Raw genomic sequence first — 13804 nt, forward strand, 5'->3', positions numbered from 1 at the left:
CTTTGTGGATAAAGGAGAAGTCGATAAGGTCGTTTATACGGCGTAATAAATTGTCTGCCGGAACTATCAAGTCATATAAACTTGAGTATTGACTGAATTGGAAGGTCTGTTGAGATGGTACCATATCTGCTTGATTTATACCTATAAAGATAAGAAAAAGTCAGCACATATCCCAATATATTGGTGGATATGTGCTGACTAATTAGAAGCCGATTGCTATAAAAAGGACTTTTTCAGTGCCCTCTATCATAAACCATCGGATTTTTCATTTTGTAGGGTTTAGTCGACAAAACCCTCAAACATTGGCTTTTTGCTTCTTTTTCCCCGCATAAAGCCTTGCTAATGGCTCATGGAAAAAGAAGTCCGGGCAAAGTTTTCTCTACCCGGACATAAGTCCTTAAAATCGTTATCAAAGGCACTTACAGCCCATTCTCGACCATGCTACGCAGTCGGTCAGCCACCCATTCCATTGTTGGATTGCATGGATATACGAACGTTCTACGGCGTATGTTTTCAATAATTAACCGATTGGGAAGCAAATGCACCGCTTCGCAGTCGGGGTCTATTTCATGTAGCAGTTCCTCCAGTTTGTAATACTGTTCATGGTTGGCAATAACAGGATTGCCGATATATACGTTTATCGTCATATTTAGTATCGTTTAATGTTCCACCATCCGTAAACTTCGTCCCTGTCGGGGGTTGTGCTACACAATTCCCCAGCAACAAAATTCTCTTTGAGCAAAGAACAAATATGTTCTTCGTCCACCTCCGAAAAAGTGAGTTCTTCGCCGTCTAACCACCATTCAATATCATGGGAATATAGGCGTTCAACGCCCTGCGAAATCTCGTATTTAGGCTCTTTCTGTGAACACTTTTTTATCTCACGTTTAGAAAGGGTTTCGCTACGATACATATTTTCATTGCATCGGGGGCAATAGAACGGATAATCTAAATTTGTTTCCTTTCGTACCTGCGTACCGCAATGTTTACAAAATCGGTGTGTTCTCATACTTCCTCGAATTTATCAATTTCACATTCGACTATATCCACCTCCGCATCACAGACGTATAGGTTGTTTTCTTTAGCTGCATCTATCGCCTTTATTTTTGAGGTGAACACGCCGAAAAATACACGGCTACTATACGTTTTCCAGACATCGGTCTGAAATAAAACATACACTGTCATATTGTTGTGTTTTATGGGCGGGATTGCTCCCGCCCTTGTTAATACTATGGTTTAGACCGCAACGGCTACCGCTTTAGGTTTGGGTGTGGTCGCTAATGCTGTTGTCGTTTTCGGAACAACGGCTACCGCTGTGGGTGTCGGTATGGCATCTGTTACGGTTGCTTTCGGTGCTACTTCTTTCTTTGCCTCTTTTACCTTTACTTTGGCGGGTGTGGCGTTTTTCTTGGCAGTCTGCGCCTTATCTGCTTTTTTCGCTTTGGCTTCCGCTTTTCCTTTGGGTTTATCGGCTTTAAGAGGCATTTTAGGCTGTTTCTCCTGTGCTTTCAGCCCTGCTATACGTTCGTCCAGTCGGGCGTTCTTCTTGCCGTATTCCTCACTGTATTGGGCTTCTATGGTTGCTGTCTTTTCGGGTAGGTGTTGCGTGGCAAATGCCAACATCATACCGCCCTGTATTCCCGAAACGGTGGTTGTTCGCTCGGTCAAGTGGCTATACAAATAATCACGGCGGATAACAGTTTTTTGTTCTTTGGTAAGATTGGCAACGATTTTCTGCGTCTTCTCATCCGACAAATTGCCGTAATAGTCGTTTTCTTTCAACCCTACGGCGGGGTAGCTGTGTTTACGCAATTTTGAGAGCATAAAGAAATACATTGCTTTTTCTTCATCGGCGGTAAAATCCGACTTCGGCAGTTTTTCCGTGCGGAGCAGTTCCTTTATATCCCCTGCGGTTTTTTCCTTAGCAATTTCGTTGTTGCGTACCTTTTTCGCTTTGAGATCGGTAATTATCTGCTCGTTAGTCTTGGTGTCCTTGCTGTTTACCTCTTTGTAATACAAGCTAATATCTTTGCTGTCTATATCGGCATAGACACGGATTTTACCCTGTTCTTTGAGGCTGTCGAGTTCTTGGGTCTTATTCTCAAAATAGGTCTGCTCCTTGCTGTAACGCTCCTGTGCCTTTTCCAAATCTTCGGGCTTCTCGTATTTGGAGGCTTCGGGTGCGGTCGGCTCTTTCGGGAAACGGTTAAGATTGTAGGTTTGTACATTCTTAAACTCATATCCCGCTTTTTTGATTTTTTGGACTGCTTCACTATCCCTGCCGTATTGGTCGCCTATAAATACGAGTTTCGGGTCGGCTTGGGCTACTTCTTGCGCCTTATCTACAAGGTAGAGCGTATTTTTGGCTTCCAAACATTTTTTATTGGCACACAGACCGCAATTCTTCCCGCAATCGCTACCCGCAAAAAGGTCGTAATTTTTGGAATTAAAGTTACATTTCAGACACTCGGTTTTGTCAAAATCGTAGCTGTCGAGGTCGTTTGTAACCAGTAACTTTGAATCGTCAAAAATCGGAAAAGTAAAATCGACATAATTAGATAAAAAAATAGCATTGTAATTTTGTAGTGCAAACTCCTAATTACAATGCTATGTGCGAGACCTCCAAGTTAAAGAAGTATCTCATGTGGAACAAAGTTAACGAATTATTTTCAGACGGTCTCAACAAGACCCAGATAGGTTTAGTTTTAGGTCTTCATCGTCAGACAGTGAGCAAATATCTTTCGCTGAGCGAAGACGAGTTTATCTCCAGTGCAAGCTATGACCGTCATTACGGTCATAAGCTTGACCCTTACGAAGATTATGTGGTGAATGAGCTAAAGAAATGGTCCTTTCTTTCTGCCCCTCAGATCCATGACCGGTTAAAGGAAAACTTTCCGGATCTACCGTTAGTAACGCCCAAGACAGTGTTCAATTTCGTTCACCGTGTGCGTTTGATCCATGATCTTCCTAAAGAAGAAGAAAGTAGTTTCCGTCCCTATGAAAAGCAGCCTGAGACGCGCTATGGGCAATATGCTCAGTGCGACTTCGGGGAGCGGTGGATGAGGACGCCTCAGGGGGAATCATTAAAAGTTTATTTCTTTGCAATGTCGCTGAGCCGCAGCCGGTATAAGTTCGTCTATTTTAGCCGTACGCCGTTTACTACAGCCCTTGCGGTGTATGCCCATGAACTGGCCTTTGCGTTCTTCTCAGGTATTCCTGAGAAAATAGTGTATGATCAGGACAAAGTGTTTTTGGTTAAAGAAAATCTGGGTGACCTTCTTCTTACCGGTGGCTTCCGCGTCCTGATACGTGAACATGGTTTCGAGCCGGTCTTTTGCCGCAAGTCCGATCCCCAGAGCAAGGGGAAGATTGAGAACGTAGTCAAATATGTAAAGTACAACTTCTTGCGTGGTCGTGAATTTATCGGTATCGAGCAACTCAACCGGGACGTGCTTGGCTGGCTGGACCGCACGGCTAACGGTACGGAACATCACGGCATCCGACGTATTCCATCTGAGGAGTTCAGGACAGAGAAACCACATCTTATGCCTTATAAAGGGGTTCCTACAGTTCCTTGCGAAAAACTGGCGCCACACCATGTGCGAAAGGACAACGTGATTAACTATAGGGGAAACTATTACACAGTACCCACAGGAACTTACAACGGTCATCAGACACTGGTTTATCTGGAAGAAAAAGAAGGCAGCCTGCATATCTACAGTCATGAGACGGGTAAAACTCTTGCCACCCACAAGATAAGCCAGGAGAAGGGACGGCTGATAAGTAACACCTCGCATCGACGTGACCGCGAAGCATCACTGGACGAATATGAGGCCTCCGTTCGCCAAACACTTCCCGAAAGTGCAACGATTGATGCCTATCTGTCGCAGTTACGCTTACATAAGGCCCGTAACTACCGCGACAATCTCCAGTTCATTGCCCGGCACCATAGGGCATACTCCGGCGCCACACTTGTCGAAGCCTTTGCCAAGTGCCTTGAGGCAAGTGTCTTCAATGGATGCCACCTGATGGAGGTGGCAGAGACCCTTAGAGTCCGGGGTAGACAGCCTCTTATTGATGTCCGACAGGAAACCGAAGCTGTTCCTCAAGCCGACATGTCGGCCATGCTCCCGGAGAAAACCGACCTATCCACTTTTAACACCCTCTTCGTATGACAATAAACGAACAAATCAAAAGCCTGTGCTCTCGTTTACGCCTATATGCCCTTCCGCGTCTGCTGGAATCAGAATCCCACATAGCCCAAGAACAGGGTAAGACCCATGTCGAGTTCCTTCACGACCTGCTGAACCGTGAGGTGCAGGAAAGGGATGGCAAAGACTTCCAGCGACGCCTCAAAGCGGCGGCTCTGCCTGCACGGCATGATCTGGAACTTTTCGACCACAACTACTCGCAAGGAATAACCGCACCCGGGCTGCGTGATCTGCGACGGCTGGGATGGCTCGAGCAGAATTACAACATAATACTCATGGGTCCTTCCGGAACAGGGAAAACCTTCATCGCCGCAGGACTCGTATATGAGGCTATACAACAAGGATATAAGGCGTATATGGTTACGATGGAGGATATCATTAATACCATCAAAATGAAAAGCCTGATGCCTTCGGCAATGACCGCCTACAACCGGTTGCTTAAAGCCGATCTGGTGGCTATTGACGACATCATGCTCTTCCCGGTGAAAAAAGAAGATGCCGCCGGCTTCTTCAACCTAATCAACACGCTGCACGAGAAAGCATCGCTGATAATTACCACCAACAAGGTTCCCACCGAATGGGCAAAAACGCTGGATGACGAAGTCCTTGCTTCGGCAATCCTTGACAGGTTGTTGTATCGCTGCGAGGTAATAAAACTCTCAGGACAAAGCTATCGGATGGGAAATCGAAAATCTATTTTTGAAGACGGAAAAAAACCATCTATGTCTGGGGGTACCCCCAGACATAGATAAACAGCAGTGCTATAAATAAACAATAGTATAAACCAATTGTCTCGACTAAAATGTGATGATTTAACTTTACCGAAATATGATGATTTTAAATTTGCTTATTACATCGTTTGTGTAGTAACTTTTTATACGGCTGTCTAAGGTGGTAGCGGAAATATGATACCATTCGTTTTTTCCGTCCTCATCTAAACGGTCTTTTAGCACCGCTTCCTGTGTTTTCTTGTCGTACTTGCTTAGGACTATCCCCGCCGATGCGGTCAGCTTACCTGACCTTACGAGTTCGGCAATACCTTTGATAAGGTCGCACAGTTTGAGCATTTGGTAGATATGCTTCTCACTTTTGCCGTATTTTAGGGCAAGGCTCGGCACATCATACCTTTTGGTATTTATAAGGCGTTTATAGGCTTCTGCCGCTTCCATTGGTGGTACATCTTCCCGCTGTAAATTCTCGGTAATAGAGAGGTCATATGCTTCCTCGTCCGACACGTTCCGAACGATAGCGGGAATGTCCGCAAGTTTCAGCATCATAGAAGCCCTAAATCGCCGTTCGCCACAAATTATCTCATAGCGTTCGCCCTTTTGTCGCACGGTTATCGGTTGTATCAGACCGTTGTTTTTGATGCTCTGCGCCAGTTCATCCAACTGTACAGGGTCAAAGGTTTTGCGTGCATTGTAGTTGCTCGGCTCGATTAGGTTCATGGATAGCATTACGCTTGTGTTTACTGTTGCTGTGTTGTTTACTGTCGTTTTCATATCTCTAAAATTTTAATGATTAATTACTGTTTATGAATTGAAATTTGATTTATTAATATTCTACAATCTTTAAATTTTGATTTTTCAAAAACTGTCTGCCACATTCGCAAATAACATGGGTATCGGTTATGCGAGTGATAGCGCGTGTAACTTCTTCGTGGCAGATATACGGCTTTCCGTCCATGTACCCATTTTGTAAATCGCCTGAAATGAGGTAGCGATTTCCGATTATAATGTCCTTTACTTCTATCATTTTCATGTCCTTAAATTTTTATTGATTATTTACTTTCTTTTCGAGCCACTTATCCCGCCGTTCCCTGCACGTTTCCAACGATTGGGCTACGGTGCTGAACAGTTCGCCGTCCGTGTGGCGATAATCATACTGGTAATAAAAGCTACCTCGAAATGCTCCCGCTAAAAAGCGTTCGTAGTTCTCCTGTCCTATGGCGCATACAGATACGCCGTCTTTGTTCATCTTGCTTGCTGTCATGGTCGTATTAGTTTACTTCGATTATTTTGTCAATTCTTCCGTAAAGCATGGCACGTAGGCTTGTTTTGTCGATTGCTCGGTACTCTTGATATGTGCCGTATTGCTTCACTACATAGGTTTTTAGTATTTCGGAAAAGTCGAAACGATAACCCTGTAAGGGTATAGCGTTTTTGAAATAGCTATTGTGGTTTACGTTTTCGGCTATCCAGTTTTTTTCTTCCCTGCTTAAATTTTCCCCTGCGTTTACTTTCTCACGAAGTAGATATACTTTAGAGCCTTTCAGCGTTTCTAATTCGGGAACATCCCACTTTACAAACTTTGTCGCTATTATTGTTTTCATTGTCTTGATGTGTTAAATATTAGTCTAATCCGAAATAGTAGGCTAAACGTGGCTCTTTTGACTTTGGGAATATCCACCCCTCTACCTTTTTGCCGTTTAGGGTCAACCTACTGTTGAAACTTCCCCCCATCTCTTTGAGTTGGTTGATTATCGGTTGTGTATCGCCGAATACAGCGACCGATTTTGTAGAATATGCCACGAGTGTACAATTTGCTTTTGCTACGACCTCTTGATTGTTGATTTCTAATAGATTGCTCATGTCTTTGTGTCTTAAAAAATTAATACTGTCAAAAGGAGGATAAAGCCAACAATCACGGCAATGGAAAGAAGAAAGATTATAACGCCTTTAGTGATGTTCCACAGTAGGTAAATACCTGCTACCACCGCCACGAACGACCAACCCCAAAGGGCAAAACCCGCAACTACAAAAGCTATTTTCAAAATCGAACCTATGCTGATTGGAAGGTTTGAGAATCGTTGTTTCCTATTTTTTTCTGCTGTCCGTATCATAATTTCTGACTTTTTTTTGAACGCTATGCCGTATCGGAGCCGGTTATGAGTGATCGAGTTTCAGGGGCAGAGAAAGGTAGTGTTTAGCCGATGCAAGTTTTTCGGGATAAAATACGCTCGCCCGCGAGGGAAAGAGGAAGATTTTTCACGAAACCGCTTTGCGGCTCGAACTTGTCTTCGGCGTGAAGAACACGGAAATACTTTCGCGCATGAAATCGAACACTTCATCGGCTAAGTCGGCATTCCGCTAAAGAGGAAGAAGCTATAAGATACGGTTCGGCGAAAAAATCAAAAGAAATTACTCCCGAATAATCCGAAAAGGGAGTACGAAAAACGGCAGATTTAACCGCCGCTGGTTACATCAGGATGCACGTTTAGGTATAGACAAGTGCAGACGAAAGCTACCACTCAATAAAGACATGGTATATGCTGTATTTTAATGATTTATCTTTGTTCTCCCGTAATCATAGTATTAACGAAAAGGTAAATCACTATGGAGATAATAAATATAGAAGCCCGAACTTTTGAGGCTATGATGGAGCGTTTCGAGGCATTTGCCCGAAAGGTGGATATACTATGCGGACAGCATAAGGGCAAAGAGCTTAAAGAATGGTTGGATAATCAGGATGTATGCGTAATTCTGAACATCAGTCCCCGCACATTGCAAACGTTACGTGATACTGGTAAATTGGCATATACTCAAATACATCGGAAGATGTATTACAAGCCCGAAGATGTGGAAAAGGTCATTAACAGCTTAAAATTACAGTAGAATGAGCAATGAGGTTATAACTAAAGAAAACGAACGGATAAAAGCGTTTTTCCACTCACTCGATAAAATGTTAGATAATATCGAAACAGCATTAATAGATTATAAACCAATGTTGAACGGAGAGCGTTTTCTGACTGATGTACAGGTGGCAGAAAGGTTAAAAGTCAGCCGCCGAACCTTGCAGGAGTATCGTACCGCAGGAAAAATCCCTTACATTCAATTCGGCGGTAAAACCCTGTATCGGGAATCGGACATACAAAACATACTGGAAAAGAACTACCGCGAAGCATGGGAGTAGCTTGCTTTGTATTTAATCAAAAGCCCCCGAAATCAAATAATTTCGGGGGCTTTTAGTTGAACGGTCTTATACTGCTTTTCTCCGCTCAATCAGCCTATCCATATCTTCCGATATTTTATCATCCGTTACTTTGGCGTAGGTTTGAGTGGTTGAAATATTTGTATGCCCCATCATTTTACTGATACTCTCGATAGGAATACCCGCCGAAAGCAAAAGTGTCCCAAACGTGTGGCGGCTTTGATGATAGCTGAGATTGCCCTTCACGCCTGCAAGGAAGCCGATTTCATGGATGCAGTTCCATAACTGGTCGCGATTGGGTAGTGGAAACACAGGCTTAGTTTCATCCGTTGTGTTGTATAGCGATAAAAGCTGTTCGGCAATCGGGTGTAAAGGTATAAAGGCTTCAACATCGGTCTTTTTACGATTGATCTTTATATAACGCCGTCCATCTGCTGCCTTTCCGATATGGCGGGGATATAACCCTTTAATATCAACATAGGCAAGGGAGGTAAAAGCAGAAAAAATAAAGGCTCTGCGTGTTAATTCCTGCCATTTGTCGGGCAGGGGATTTTCCATAATCGTTTTCAGCTCGTTCCGGCTGATATGTTCCAATTTTGGAGAAGCTTTCTTTTCATACGGCACATCGGCAATAGGATTACACCGAAGTATTTCCCGATCAACGGCAATATAGATAAGCCGATTCAGCCAAGTAAAACAATGGTTAATATGTCCCGAACTATAATCCTTACTCTTTAGGTAGAGTTTGTATCTCTCGCCAAATTCTTCGGTAATATCTATAAAAGCAATATCTTTCAGCTTTCGGGTAAGAAGAAATCCTCGCAGGTTACTTTGAGAAACCTTCGATTGCCGATAGGTAGAGGTGGAATTTATTTCAATAGAACGCAATCTTAATCGCTCACGTTCTACTTCGCCTGCCTCCAGTAATAGGGTCGGAACGGAGTTTACTTCGGTAACCGTATTTTTAAGCAGTTCAGCACTGACAACCCCCTGTTCCTTGAGAATAGTAACATAGGACTGCTCGACACGGTTACGAAATGCGATGAGCTGATTGTTGCTTCTTTCGTCTTTAATCTCGCCTTTTTTAGCGTTCCAATCTTCTATTTGACAGTAGATGCCTGTTGAGATAACCGTTTGCTTGCCGTCAATGGTAATTCGGCACTGGACAGCCGTTGTCCCATCAGTTTTTACTTTGTTTTTATTGATGTAAAATAATATTTTGAATGTACTACGCATGATAGTTGTATTTTTAATGATTACAGAACTAATTTTAAATCTTGGGTTGTTTCGATATACTTGTCCATATCCTCAAAGAGCTTTTTCGGGGTAACACGGGCGTATATCTGTGTGGTTTTTATATCCGAATGACCGAGCATCTTTGAAACGGTTTCAATAGGTACGCCTGCTTCGAGCGTAATTAAACTCGAAAACGAGTGCCGCCCCATGTGGTAGGTCAGTACAGGGATATTAAGCATTTGACGTATGCTTTGAAGATTCCATTTCAACGTATTGTACTCCATTTTAGGGAATAGAGTTTGCCTCGACTTGTTCCTGTACTTTTCAATTAACTCAATAGCTTCGGGCAACAGCTTTACACGGCAAAGTTTACCGTTCTTGCCTCGTTTGTATTTGAGCCATAAGTCGCCCGCATCATCTTTGGATAAATTATCGTTTGTGATGGCTACTACATCAATGTAGGCAGTCCCGGTATAGCACGCAAAGAGAAACATATCGCGAGAGGTAATGTGCGACCAGCGGTGTTCTTCAATCTCCAAATCCCGTATCTTTTCAAATTCTTCACGGCTAAGAGTTCTTGGCGGATTCTCTTTCTGTTTCAGCAAAGGATAGTTGGCGAAATAGTGTTTATCGGAATGCCCTTCTTTAAAGGCTATCCGGCAAATCTTTTTCAGTAATGCCAAATAGTGTCGGGCAGTTTCCACACTCAACCCTTTATCGAGAATTATATAATCCTGAAATTCTCGGATAAACTGCTCATTAAGCTGGCTGAATGCAAGGTCTGTCGAATTGGAGTTCTTTTTGATAAACTCCGCCAAGCGTTTTCGGGTGTAGAGATAGTTAGGTAAAGTACGGTGGGAATAATCTATACCGACACGCGCTTTTACCTCTTCGATATGGCGGTCGAATAGCCGCATCAGGGTCATTTGAGTGTCCATACTTCCCTGAAATTGATTCTTCACAGCTTCCGCATCGAAGGGTTGTTTTCGCTCGATGAGTGTGTCGTAAGCCTCATTGACTGCAAGCAGCAGCTTGTCTAACTTTGCGTTGGTAGCCACCGCCTCACGGCTTTTTCCGTTCAGGCGGCTTTCGCGTGGATTCCAAAGGTCGGGAGTACAGGATAGCTTACAGCTGAACTGTGCCATAGACTTGCCGACAGTGATACGCCCCATGATAGGGGTTTTGCCCGATTTGTCGGGAGAACTCTTTTTGAGGTAGAGCAACACCTTGAATTTTTCTTGTTTCATTACACTTATATTTTTGTGGGCTTTGCCATAGGCAAAGTTACCTGTTATATAAGTGCTCTTTATTACGCAAAATACTGAAATTCAGAACAAAAGAACCATAATTAAAGTTCTTCGATCTACTTCTGTTACCTATTTATTTTCGGTAACTGGCAGGTTAACGATTTGGTAACTGAAATACTGCTTACATCCGCTTTGCTTTGAATATTTCAGATTACCGTAAATCTACGCAAATCAACTCATTTCAAACGTGTTATCTCTTCTGCTTCTTACGTCATCTTACCCTTGCTTTTCTGTGATTTATCCACTCATTCCGCCATACTTTTGCCTCGTTGCAACTAGAACTTGGCACAGACATATATACAGTACAGAGTCTACTTGCACATAAGAGTGTAACAACTACTCAAATTTATGCCCGTCATGCCGACCCAAAACGTCGAGAAGCGGCCAATAGGATGTCACTTGAAGTGTTAAATAATGTTACGAACATCAAGAATGAATCATCTGAGACTGGTACATCAGATGAATAGTAAATAAATATCAAGTGCAAAAATGAACCAAAAACCGACAGAATCTGACAAGGATTTTGTCGGTTTTTGGTATTTCTAAAAAGAGTTAAGTATTTGTGTATCAATAATAATAACTTATATTATTTCAAATTATTCTCTATAACTTTGTACTCGAAACTAAGAATAATTTGAAGTAATTATGAGTAACCCAACAAAAGAAAAAATCTATTTTGCTATTATCACAAACGTTGTGATGCTATCCGTTATCACCTTTGTCCCATTATTTTCGGGAGATAACGTGATAGCAGATTGGTATCGTACAAAGGTTGAAATATTATCATCTGAACCTGCTTCAATATGGATATTTCTTCTATTGTGTCTGTGTACTATTATGATTATTATACTTTTTGGTCGTAGCTTGCGTAATGTCAAATTACCATTTTCTAATATATCCCCTAAAAGCAATGCAAATTATATGCAATGCGATACAGATCAACTAAAAGACCTTACCAACGAACTAGCAAGCTTAAACAAGATTGCAGAGCTTAAAGAAAAAAGAAGGATTGCAAATGAACGTCTGGAAACACACAAAATGAACCTTGTGAAAACGTATTTGCACGAAGAACTTTGTATCTATATGAAAGAGGAAGAACTCTCCATGCTTATTGAAAACGTATGCAGATTCACTTTGGAAAAAGGATTCTCACCTATTCCTGTGGTAACAGACTGTCGACTCTCTACCCTAGATCTGCGCCATTTGGTATGGAACATAGGCAAACGACTTTCTTGGAATGGTAATCAGTGTTCGGTATTCTTAAAAACATGTTTTCCTATTGAGATGAAAGAACTTGAAATAGAAACAATTCGTCGCAATCTACGTCAAAGAGGGACATGCCTTATAGAATTAGATATACCTGAAAATGGGTCTTTTGAGTTTCATAACACTCACACATCATAATTAATCGACAATTACTTTTAATTACTTTGACTTATTTCCTTACATCCGAACACTTACATTAATCAGCATTTTATCATTGAGTTCCTTTGCCATTGAAATCAAATAACAATATTATGATCGATATGACAACAGATGAAATGACTTTCAATGATGTTCCACAAGTAGTGGCTCATGTCTACAACAAAGTAGAAAGACTAGAAACTCTTATTCAAAATCTAAATGAGGAATTGAGAAAAAATGTTCTTACAAAGAAAAGCGACCACACACCCATGACCCTTGACGAAGCATGTGAATTTCTAAAGATGAAGAAATCTACAATGTACTATAAACTTGGACGTGGTGACATACCGGGAACACGTTCAGGAAAATACTACATATTATTCAAAGATGAGCTTATAAAATGGATTGAATCAGGTCGTAATGGAAAAGCGCATCTTACACCTGAAGAAGAAAATGAATTAATCGCCCTATCTCATAGAAGAAAATCCAAACGTACACTCTAAGTCAAACAGTACAGGGTCTCATTAATCGGTATAAACGTAAATGCTAAATACACGTTATACAGGATTTTAAATCAATCCTACAGATGAATATAGAAAATTACAAGGTTGTACCGACCTGTGGTGCAATATGGCTGTAACTTTGTAGGTTTAAATAGAATGTATAATGTAAAAAGCCGCAAGCTCATATTACAAGTAAGCCCAACTTGAAACTGCAACAGGTCTCTAGCTGGGCTTTTCTTTGCTTAGAAAATGATGAATAAAGATATTATATATCAACATAAACATTAAAAAAACCAAAATTCAAAAAGAAATGACTGAAAAGAACAATCAATTCGGTCTCTCTCTTTTTGTGTATTCCGAGCCTACACAACAATAAGAGCCAGCAGACCTATGCACCGCAAAATGAGTTGCAGATGCTTTGTATTGCTGCCTATGAGCAGTATCAATTAGAAATCATAAACGATGACAAACTGTATCATCGTTATGTAGAGGACTTTGTAAATTCTCACATGATTATCGACAGTTCTAATCACAATGATTGGAATATACACTTCAAGAACCTATGTTCCATAAAAAGCCTCCTTGAGCAACGCAAAGATTTGGTATTGGAATACTTTTCCAAACCACACTTGGAAATGACAGATTGCAATGAGATGATTCTCTCTCTAAATTATGGTAGATCTCCTAAATCAAAATTCTTAAAAGCTGAACTTGGTAATCTTTCAGATAATCAGCTCCAGCAAATTACAGATTTTGTCAATGGTGACTTTGAGAACAAGAAGAAAAAGAAAGGCTCAATCTTCGCAAAAGCGGTAAGCTATGATGAAATGTATGATCTCTTTCACTGCCGTCTTACGAATCCGATCAGGACTGGAAGCAATGTCAAATTTGCTCTATTTATGGATAGTTTGAGTACACATAATCTTCTTCATTATTCTTATCAGGAATTGATTCTTGAATATCAACTTATTCTATCATCAAAGGATGGCGTTTATTATGGAGGGAATGCCATCAGTGCAAGTATCTCAATAGCAAAGAGAGGAAAAAGTTACATCGGCAACCCGTATGATTCTTTTGTAAATGAACTGACAATATGCAGTGAAAATGACATCAAACATACTAAGTGAAAGAATAAAATTATAATACTTCTTATAATAGAAAAAGGTGTTATAAGGTCACTTATACCGGTTTGATAATCAGGACGTAATTTTGC

19 protein-coding genes are annotated in these 13804 nt (G+C 41.4%); 8 read left to right on the forward strand and 11 right to left on the reverse strand.

Features of this window, described 5'->3' with window-relative positions:
• Window positions 1-419: 419 nt before the first annotated feature.
• The 4 genes from HMPREF1212_RS24795 to HMPREF1212_RS24810 are packed head-to-tail and all read right to left on the reverse strand — an operon-like array spanning window position 420 to window position 2373.
• Window positions 420-647 (reverse strand): hypothetical protein, encoded by a 228-nt coding sequence (locus tag HMPREF1212_RS24795; RefSeq protein WP_046151539.1) that lies wholly within the window; start codon window positions 645-647, stop codon window positions 420-422.
• Window positions 648-649: 2 nt separating this feature from the next.
• The gene (locus HMPREF1212_RS24800; protein WP_157317138.1) at window positions 650-1009 is read right to left on the reverse strand and encodes a hypothetical protein; all 360 of its coding nucleotides are present in this window, start codon (window positions 1007-1009) and stop codon (window positions 650-652) included.
• Window positions 1006-1185 carry a DUF7336 domain-containing protein gene (locus HMPREF1212_RS24805; protein ID WP_046151537.1) on the reverse strand — a complete coding sequence of 60 codons (180 nt, stop codon included), beginning with the start codon at window positions 1183-1185 and terminating at the stop codon, window positions 1006-1008. Before HMPREF1212_RS24805 ends, HMPREF1212_RS24800 begins: the two co-directional genes overlap by 4 nt.
• A gap of 51 nt (window positions 1186-1236) precedes the next feature.
• Window positions 1237-2373 carry a hypothetical protein gene (locus HMPREF1212_RS24810; RefSeq protein ID WP_046151536.1) on the reverse strand — a complete coding sequence of 379 codons (1137 nt, stop codon included), beginning with the start codon at window positions 2371-2373 and terminating at the stop codon, window positions 1237-1239.
• A 269-nt stretch (window positions 2374-2642) separates the two neighbouring features.
• On the opposite strand from HMPREF1212_RS24810, the gene istA reads away from it, so the two are divergent.
• Both istA and istB read left to right on the forward strand, forming a co-directional pair.
• Window positions 2643-4175, forward strand: coding sequence for an IS21 family transposase (istA, locus tag HMPREF1212_RS24815; protein ID WP_046151535.1), 1533 nt, complete (start codon window positions 2643-2645; stop codon window positions 4173-4175).
• Window positions 4172-4963: an IS21-like element helper ATPase IstB gene (istB, locus tag HMPREF1212_RS24820; protein WP_046151534.1), complete on the forward strand. Its 792-nt coding sequence runs from the start codon at window positions 4172-4174 to the stop codon at window positions 4961-4963. The genes istA and istB overlap by 4 nt, the downstream gene beginning before the upstream one ends.
• A gap of 66 nt (window positions 4964-5029) precedes the next feature.
• Here the strand turns inward: istB and HMPREF1212_RS24825 are convergent, their stop codons facing one another.
• From HMPREF1212_RS24825 to HMPREF1212_RS24850, 5 genes are all read right to left on the reverse strand, one after another.
• The gene (locus HMPREF1212_RS24825; protein WP_082099988.1) at window positions 5030-5713 is read right to left on the reverse strand and encodes a ParB/RepB/Spo0J family partition protein; all 684 of its coding nucleotides are present in this window, start codon (window positions 5711-5713) and stop codon (window positions 5030-5032) included.
• A gap of 52 nt (window positions 5714-5765) precedes the next feature.
• Complete coding sequence (locus tag HMPREF1212_RS24830) at window positions 5766-5972, reverse strand: hypothetical protein (RefSeq protein ID WP_046151533.1); 207 nt, start codon at window positions 5970-5972, stop codon at window positions 5766-5768.
• Between the two features lie 12 nt (window positions 5973-5984).
• Window positions 5985-6203: a DUF3873 family protein gene (locus HMPREF1212_RS24835; RefSeq protein ID WP_046151532.1), complete on the reverse strand. Its 219-nt coding sequence runs from the start codon at window positions 6201-6203 to the stop codon at window positions 5985-5987.
• 7 nt (window positions 6204-6210) lie between these two features.
• Entirely contained in the window at window positions 6211-6543 is a 333-nt protein-coding gene (locus tag HMPREF1212_RS24840) for a hypothetical protein (RefSeq protein WP_046151531.1), read from the reverse strand.
• Window positions 6544-6813: 270 nt separating this feature from the next.
• On the reverse strand, window positions 6814-7053 hold the full coding sequence (locus HMPREF1212_RS24850; RefSeq protein ID WP_046151529.1) for a hypothetical protein: 240 nt from the start codon (window positions 7051-7053) through the stop codon (window positions 6814-6816).
• A 493-nt stretch (window positions 7054-7546) separates the two neighbouring features.
• On the opposite strand from HMPREF1212_RS24850, the gene HMPREF1212_RS24855 reads away from it, so the two are divergent.
• Both HMPREF1212_RS24855 and HMPREF1212_RS24860 read left to right on the forward strand, forming a co-directional pair.
• On the forward strand, window positions 7547-7825 hold the full coding sequence (locus tag HMPREF1212_RS24855) for a helix-turn-helix domain-containing protein (RefSeq protein ID WP_046151528.1): 279 nt from the start codon (window positions 7547-7549) through the stop codon (window positions 7823-7825).
• A gap of 1 nt (window position 7826) precedes the next feature.
• Entirely contained in the window at window positions 7827-8123 is a 297-nt protein-coding gene (locus HMPREF1212_RS24860) for a helix-turn-helix domain-containing protein (protein ID WP_046151527.1), read from the forward strand.
• A 66-nt stretch (window positions 8124-8189) separates the two neighbouring features.
• On the opposite strand, the gene HMPREF1212_RS24865 is transcribed toward HMPREF1212_RS24860, so the two are convergent.
• A complete protein-coding gene (locus HMPREF1212_RS24865; RefSeq protein WP_046151526.1) occupies window positions 8190-9377 on the reverse strand; it encodes a site-specific integrase in 1188 nt (395 codons plus the stop codon).
• Between the two features lie 20 nt (window positions 9378-9397).
• Window positions 9398-10624 carry a site-specific integrase gene (locus HMPREF1212_RS24870; protein ID WP_046151525.1) on the reverse strand — a complete coding sequence of 409 codons (1227 nt, stop codon included), beginning with the start codon at window positions 10622-10624 and terminating at the stop codon, window positions 9398-9400.
• A 329-nt stretch (window positions 10625-10953) separates the two neighbouring features.
• Here HMPREF1212_RS24870 and HMPREF1212_RS26825 point away from each other — a divergent pair, with 329 nt between their 5' ends.
• From HMPREF1212_RS26825 to HMPREF1212_RS26470, 4 genes are all read left to right on the forward strand, one after another.
• Complete coding sequence (locus HMPREF1212_RS26825; protein WP_369800863.1) at window positions 10954-11151, forward strand: hypothetical protein; 198 nt, start codon at window positions 10954-10956, stop codon at window positions 11149-11151.
• 178 nt (window positions 11152-11329) lie between these two features.
• Window positions 11330-12088 carry a hypothetical protein gene (locus tag HMPREF1212_RS26465; RefSeq protein WP_052725115.1) on the forward strand — a complete coding sequence of 253 codons (759 nt, stop codon included), beginning with the start codon at window positions 11330-11332 and terminating at the stop codon, window positions 12086-12088.
• Window positions 12089-12201: 113 nt separating this feature from the next.
• Window positions 12202-12591, forward strand: a complete 390-nt coding sequence (locus HMPREF1212_RS24880) for a helix-turn-helix domain-containing protein (protein ID WP_232430222.1) — start codon at window positions 12202-12204, stop codon at window positions 12589-12591.
• Window positions 12592-13004: 413 nt separating this feature from the next.
• Window positions 13005-13718 carry a hypothetical protein gene (locus tag HMPREF1212_RS26470; protein WP_157317140.1) on the forward strand — a complete coding sequence of 238 codons (714 nt, stop codon included), beginning with the start codon at window positions 13005-13007 and terminating at the stop codon, window positions 13716-13718.
• The last annotated feature ends 86 nt before the right edge of the window (window positions 13719-13804 follow it).

This window comes from Parabacteroides sp. HGS0025, from assembly GCF_000969845.1.
Classification (GTDB): Bacteria; Bacteroidota; Bacteroidia; order Bacteroidales; family Tannerellaceae; genus Parabacteroides; species Parabacteroides gordonii.